Consider the following 5,440-nt stretch of genomic DNA (forward strand, 5'->3'; position numbering starts at 1 on the left):
GACCAGGCTTCGGCGCCACCGGCTCGGCGGCGGCCGGCGGACCGGGCTTGGGCGCCGCGGGCGTGGCGGCCGGCGGTCCCGGCTTCGGCGCGGCCGGCTTGCCGGCGGCACCGGGCGGGCCCGGCTTGGGGGCCGCGGGCCTGGTGCCCGCGGGCGGCCCAGGCTTAGGCGCGGCAGGCTTAGGCGGCGCCGGGCGGGCGCTCTCGGCCGGCGGGCGGGCGTCCCCTTCGGGGGTGTTCGTCGTCGGCGCGGGATCGACCTCAGCCATGATCTCCACCGTAGTCGGGTCCCCGGCCGCCGTCGCGTCGAGCACGAGGATTGTTCGTGCTGCGGCCCTTCCGGCGGCCGATGTCGGTTTCGGGTTTACCCGGCTGTCAGGCTTCCACCCGCTGGCCTTTGCCGATCACGACGATCCCGTTGTCGGACACCGTGAACCGGCGCCGGTCGCGTTCGAGATCGACGCCGATCTCCGCGCCCTCCGGGACGACCACGTTCTTGTCCAGGATCGCGTTGCGGACCACGGCGTGTCGGCCGATGTCGACGCCCTCCATCAGCACCGAACCGGACACGTGTGACCACGAGTGGACCTTGACGTTCGGCGAGACGACGGAGTTCTCGACCAGCGACCCGGAGATCACGGCGCCGGGCGAGACCATCGAGCCGACCGCCCGGCCGACGCGCTCCTGCCAGCCGTGCACGAACTTGGCCGGCGGCCACGGCATGTAGTCGGTGTAGATGGGCCACTCGAAGTTGTAGAGGTTGAACACCGGATGGATCGCGATGAGATCCATGTGGGCCTCGTAGAACGAGTCGAGCGTCCCGACGTCCCGCCAGTACCCGCGGTCCCGGTCGGTGCTGCCCGGCACGACGTTGTCGGCGAAGTCGTACACGTTGGCGGCCTGTTTCTCGACCAGCATCGGGATGATGTTGCCGCCCATGTCGTGCTTGCTCGACGGGTTCTGCGCGTCGCGGGTCACCGCGTCGATCAGCGCCTCGGCCGTGAACACGTAGTTGCCCATCGACGCGAAGATCTCGTCGGGCGAGTCCGGCAGGCCCCGGGCGTCGCTGGGCTTCTCGCGGAAGGCCTGGATCCGCTTGCCGTCGCCGGCCACCTCGATGACGCCGAACTGGTCGGCCATCCCGATGGGCTGCCGGATCCCGGCCACGGTGACGTCGGCGCCCGAGTCGATGTGCTGCCTGACCATCTGCGCCGGGTCCATCCGGTAGATGTGGTCGGCGCCGAACACGATCACGTAGTCGGGCTTCTCGTCGTAGATCAGGTTGAGGCTCTGGTAGATCGCGTCGGCCGACCCCGCGAACCAGCGCGGCCCGAGGCGCTGCTGCGCCGGCACGGGGGCCACGTAGTTGCCCAGCAGGTTGGACATCCGCCAGGTCTTGGTGACGTGCCGGTCCAGCGAATGGGACTTGTACTGGGTCAGCACGACCATCTTCAGATAACCGGCGTTCGCCAGGTTCGAGAGGACGAAGTCGATCATCCGGTAGATGCCGCCGAACGGCACGCCCGGCTTGGCCCGGTCGGCGGTCAGCGGCATGAGACGCTTTCCTTCTCCGCCGGCGAGCACCATCGCGAGGACTTTGGGGGCCATGAGCAGACGCTAGCCACCTCGCGGGCCCCGCACCAGCCGAGCACGGGTCCGTTGCGCGGCGAGGCGGTTAAGGTTTCCGCTGTGGACAGGATCCGAGTCGATCTCCTCACCCGTGAGTACCCGCCGGAGGTGTACGGCGGCGCCGGCGTGCACGTCGAGTATCTGGCCCGTGACCTGCGGCGGCTGGCCGACGTCCGGGTGCACTGCTTCGGCGCCCCGCGCACCGAGCCGGGCGTGACCGCCTACCCCGACCCGCCGGGGCTCAAGGACGCCAACGCCGCCCTGCGTACCCTCGGCATCGATCTGGAAATGGCCGCCGGCGCCGCGGGCACGCACGTCGTGCACAGCCACACGTGGTACGCGAACCTCGCCGGCCACACCGCCAAGCTCCTGCACGGTGTGCCGCACGTGGTGACCACGCACAGCCTCGAGCCGCTGCGGCCGTGGAAGGCGGAGCAGCTGGGCGGCGGCTACCGCCTCTCGTCCTGGGCCGAGCGCACGGCGATGGAGGCCGCCGACGCGGTCATCGCGGTGTCCGAAGGGATGCGCCGCGACGTGCTCACCGCCTACCCGACGGTCAATCCCGACGTTGTACGCGTCGTGCACAACGGGATCGACACGGACCAGTACCAGCCCGACACGCGCACCGACGTCTGGGAGCGGATCGGCGCCGACCCGGCCCGCCCGACCGCGATCTTCGTCGGCCGGATCACCCGGCAGAAGGGGCTGCCCTACCTGCTCCGGGCGGCCCGCGAGCTGCCGGCCGAGGCCCAGCTCGTGCTGCTCGCCGGCGCGCCCGACACGCCCGAGATCGCGGCCGAGGTGCGCGAGCTCGTCGACGAGCTGAGCCGGCGGCACGACCGGATCTTCTGGGTGCCGGAGATGCTGCCGAAGCCCGACGTGATCCAGCTCCTCACGCACAGCACGGTGTTCGTGTGCCCGTCGATCTACGAGCCGATGGGCATCGTCAACCTGGAGGCGATGGCCTGCGAGACCTCGGTGGTCGCGACCGCGACCGGCGGGATCCCGGAGGTCGTCGACGACGGCGTGACCGGGCTGCTGGTGCCGATCGACCAGGCCACCGACGGCACGGGCACGCCGCGGGACCCGGACCGGTTCGTCGCCGACCTGGCCACGGCGCTGAACACCGTGCTCGCCGACCCGGACCGGGCCCGGCGGATGGGCGTGGCCGGCCGCGAGCGGGCGATCAACCGGTTCTCCTGGGCGTCGATCGCCGAGCGCACGATGGCCGTCTACCAGGACGTGATCTCCTAGGGCACGAGCACGGCGACGCCGTCGACGCGGTCGCCGGCCAGGTCCTCGAGCGCTCGGCCGGCCTCGTCCAGCGGGTACTCCTGGCGGTGGACGGCCGGCGGATGGGCCAGCGCAGCGGCGAGGTAGGCCCGGCCGTCGGCGCGGGTGTTGGCGGTGACGCTGCGCAGCGTACGTTCCTCGAACAGGTGTTTCTCGTAGTTGAGCACCGGGATGTCGGTCAGGTGGATCCCGGCGACCGCGAGCGTGCCGCCCCGGTCGAGGGCGGCCAGCGCGACCGGCACCAGCGTGCCGACGGGCGCGAACAGGATGGCCGCGTCGAGCTTCTCCGGCGGCCGGTCGGCGGCACCGCCGGCGGACGCCGCACCCAGCTCGAGGGCGAGCCGCTGCGCGGCCAGCGACCGGGTCATCACGTGCACGGTCGCGCCCTGGGCGAGCGCCACCTGGGCGATCAGGTGCGCCGAGGCGCCGAAGCCGTAGATGCCCAGGCGGCCGCCCTTCGGCAGGTCGGCCCGGAGCAGCGCGCGGTAGCCGATGATCCCGGCGCAGAGCAGCGGTGCCAGCTCGCGCGCGTCGCGGTCGGCGGGCAGGGGGTAGACGTAGGCCTCGGGTGCGGCCGCGTACTCGGCGTAGCCGCCGTCGGCGTCCCAGCCCGTGTAGCGGGAGTTCGGGCAGAGGTTCTCGTGGCCGCGCCGGCAGTAGACGCAGGTGTTGTCGGTGTGTCGCAGCCACGCCACGCCGACCCGGTCGCCGGGCCGGTACGTGCTCGCGTCCGCGCCGCGGGCGACGACGCGCCCGACGATCTGGTGTCCGGGGACGACGGCGCTGCGGTGCGGCGGCAGGTCACCCTCGGCGACGTGCAGGTCGGTCCGGCAGACCGCGCACGCCTCGACCCGGACCAGCACCTCGTCGTGGGCGGGCGTCGGCACCGGCAGCTCGGCCCGGCGCAGCGGATGGTCGGCCAGCGGGCCCGGGTCGACCACCTGCCAGGCGGTCATGGTCTCCGGAAGATCGGTCACTCCCCCATCTTCACCGCTTGGAGCGTGTAGGTGAGCGGAACCCGCGCGCGGCCCTCGGTCAGCCGCCATTCCTCGTCGGCGCCGAGGACCATCCGGCCCGGCAGCGCCTCCCAGGGGACGCTGTCGTGCTCGACCAGCATCGTCAGCCGCAGCCCGTTGGCGAGCAGCGCGGTGACGATCTCGCCGAGGCCGTGGTTCCACTCGTGCGTCTCGTTGGCGGTGAAGACGGCGTCGGTGGTGACGTAGGTGCCGCCCTCGTCGAACACGAGCGGTTCTTCAACCTCGAAGTAGGGGTAACGGACCTCGAGCACGTCCTTGCGGGCGTCGTCGAGGGACCAGAGCATCGGGTGGCCCTCGCGGATGAACAGGCGGCCGCCGGGCTTGAGCAGGCGGGCCACGACGGCGGCCCAGCGTTCGACCGAGGGCAGCCAGCAGAGGGCGCCGATGCCGGTGAAGACGAGGTCGTACGCGTCGTTGGGCAGGACGTCCGCGGCGGCGTACACGTCGGACTCGACGAACTCGGTCGGGTCGCCGAGCCGCTCCGCGAGCCGGCGTGCCTCGGCGAGCGACGCCGGCGAGAAGTCGAGGCCGGTCATCCGGGCGCCGAGCCGCGACAGCGAGATGGTGTCGGTGCCGATGTGGCACTGCAGGTGGACGCCGCGCAGGCCGCGCACGTCGCCGAGCCGCGGCAGGTCGAACCGGACCACGTGATGGATGTACGCCGGGTCGGCGGCGAACCTGTCGAGTGCGTAGTCGGGCGACGCGGCGTGCGCGGGTGCGCGCTCGTCCCAGTTGGCCCGGTTGATGCTGCGGTAGTCGGCGGTCACGGCCGCCGAAGCTACCAGCGGCGTCCTACCAGACGTAACCGAAATAGAGCTCGGTGCCGGCGGCCCCGCTGCAGCGGTAGACGTCGGCCTCGCCGCTGCGCACGGCCGCGGTCCCCGCGGCGACACAGTCGGCGTTGCTGGCCTGGCTGCCCTGGAACTTCCAGGTGTAGATGCCGGCCTGGGCGGGCGCGGCGGCGACCGCGAGCGCGGCCGCGGCAACGGCTCCGACAGCGGCGATCCGGACGGCGTGGGTGCGAACGCGCATGGTGGAGCCTCCCCCGTGGACATCGATCAACGTCGGTCACGACGCTAGCCAGGTGGGCGCGGCGGGGTCAAGCCCTTCGATGCGTGTCGCGCTCAGGCGCGCAGTTCGCGGCGGGAGGCGATGCCGAGCTTGGCGTAGATCTTGCGGAGGTGCCATTCGACGGTGCGGGGGCTCAGGAACAGCCGGTCGCCGATCTCGGGGTTCGAGAGGCCGTCACGGGCCAGGCCGGCGATCTGCGCCTCCTGCGCGGTGAGCTCGTCGCCGGCTGCGGCGGCGCGGCGGTGGGTGGTCTCGCCGGTCGCGTTCAGCTCCCGCGCGGCGCGTTCGGCGAAACCGTCCATCCCGTGCTGGGTGAACGTCGTGTGTGCGGCGCGCAACTGTTCCCGGGCCGCGGCGCGGCGGCCCGCGCGCCGCAGCCCCCGGCCGGGGGCCCGGCGCGCGCGGGCCCGC

The 5,440-nt window shown here is 72.6% G+C and carries 6 protein-coding genes and 1 pseudogene; 1 reads left to right on the forward strand and 6 read right to left on the reverse strand.

The window, feature by feature from the left end; genetic code table 11:
• Both AB0H87_RS37320 and glgC read right to left on the reverse strand, forming a co-directional pair.
• Positions 1–268: pseudogene (locus AB0H87_RS37320) on the reverse strand (class E sortase); the annotation flags it as partial.
• A 106-nt stretch (positions 269–374) separates the two neighbouring features.
• A complete protein-coding gene (gene glgC, locus AB0H87_RS37325; protein WP_360157029.1) occupies positions 375–1,607 on the reverse strand; it encodes a glucose-1-phosphate adenylyltransferase in 1,233 nt (410 codons plus the stop codon).
• A gap of 81 nt (positions 1,608–1,688) precedes the next feature.
• Between glgC and glgA the strand changes: the two genes are divergently transcribed.
• Entirely contained in the window at positions 1,689–2,882 is a 1,194-nt protein-coding gene (gene glgA / locus AB0H87_RS37330; protein ID WP_360157032.1) for a glycogen synthase, read from the forward strand.
• Here glgA and AB0H87_RS37335 read toward each other — a convergent pair.
• The 4 genes from AB0H87_RS37335 to AB0H87_RS37350 all read right to left on the reverse strand — a co-directional run.
• Positions 2,879–3,898, reverse strand: coding sequence for a zinc-binding alcohol dehydrogenase family protein (locus AB0H87_RS37335; RefSeq protein WP_360157035.1), 1,020 nt, complete (start codon positions 3,896–3,898; stop codon positions 2,879–2,881). The genes glgA and AB0H87_RS37335 overlap by 4 nt on opposite strands.
• Positions 3,895–4,725: a class I SAM-dependent methyltransferase gene (locus AB0H87_RS37340; protein WP_360157038.1), complete on the reverse strand. Its 831-nt coding sequence runs from the start codon at positions 4,723–4,725 to the stop codon at positions 3,895–3,897. Before AB0H87_RS37340 ends, AB0H87_RS37335 begins: the two co-directional genes overlap by 4 nt.
• Positions 4,726–4,750: 25 nt before the next feature.
• A complete protein-coding gene (locus AB0H87_RS37345) occupies positions 4,751–4,990 on the reverse strand; it encodes a hypothetical protein (RefSeq protein ID WP_360157041.1) in 240 nt (79 codons plus the stop codon).
• Between the two features lie 92 nt (positions 4,991–5,082).
• Positions 5,083–5,440: helix-turn-helix transcriptional regulator (locus tag AB0H87_RS37350; RefSeq protein WP_360157044.1), on the reverse strand; the 358-nt coding region annotated here is incomplete at its 5' end.

This window comes from Asanoa sp. NPDC050611, from assembly GCF_040654855.1.
Taxonomy (GTDB): domain Bacteria; phylum Actinomycetota; class Actinomycetes; order Mycobacteriales; family Micromonosporaceae; genus Asanoa.

Coding starts and splice junctions, on each gene's coding strand:
- AB0H87_RS37345 (WP_360157041.1), bottom strand. CDS start 4,990: ATGCGCGTTCGCACCCACGCCGTCCGGATCGCCGCTGTCGGAGCCGTT.
- glgC (WP_360157029.1), bottom strand. CDS start 1,607: ATGGCCCCCAAAGTCCTCGCGATGGTGCTCGCCGGCGGAGAAGGAAAG.